The sequence below is a fragment of the Mesorhizobium sp. CNPSo 4670 genome, assembly GCF_057784235.1.
This window is the reverse complement of record NZ_JBWJFQ010000084.1, coordinates 1-615: the sequence shown is the minus strand read 5'-3', so window position 1 is coordinate 615 and position 615 is coordinate 1. Positions and strand designations below refer to the sequence as shown.

1 protein-coding gene is annotated in these 615 nt (G+C 68.5%); it reads left to right on the top strand.

Annotation, left to right across the window (positions count from 1 at the left end):
* A partial coding sequence (locus AC0ZT5_RS35205; RefSeq protein ID WP_488500173.1) for a DUF5801 repeats-in-toxin domain-containing protein occupies positions 1-615 on the top strand: 615 nt, incomplete at both ends.

The window sequence follows — 615 nt, the reverse complement described above, 5'->3', positions numbered from 1 at the left end:
ACGCGCTGACGCTGGCCGGCAAGATCGGCGTGACGGCGACGGTGACGGATGCGGATGGCGATACGGCGACGAGCGGCGTGATCAACGTCGGCGGCGCGGTGACCTTCCTGGATGACGGCCCGTCGATCACGAGCGCGGTTGTCGGCAGCTCGGTGACGCTTGACGAGACCAACAACGGCTCGACGACGGACGGGGTGCTGAACCCGGCGCTGATGACGGCAACGAGCGCTGCGGCGATCGTGACGGTGACGTCGAGCTTTGGCGCCGACGGCGCCGGGACGACGGCCTATGCGTTGTCGGTTACGGATGCGAACTCCGGGCTGGCGACGGCACAGGGCGATCATGCGATCACGCTGGTCCAGGTCGGATCGGCGATCGAGGGCCACTTCACGGATGCCGGCGGGACGCACACGGCGTTCACGGTGTCGATCGGCTCGGACGGCAAGCTGACGGTGGTGCAGAACGTCGCGCTCGAACACCTGGTCGATGGTTCGACGGCGGCGGCCTACAACGACGCGCTGACGCTGGCCGGCAAGATCGGCGTGACGGCGACGGTGACGGATGCGGATGGCGATACGGCGACGAGCGGCGTGATCAACGTCGGCGGCGCGGTGA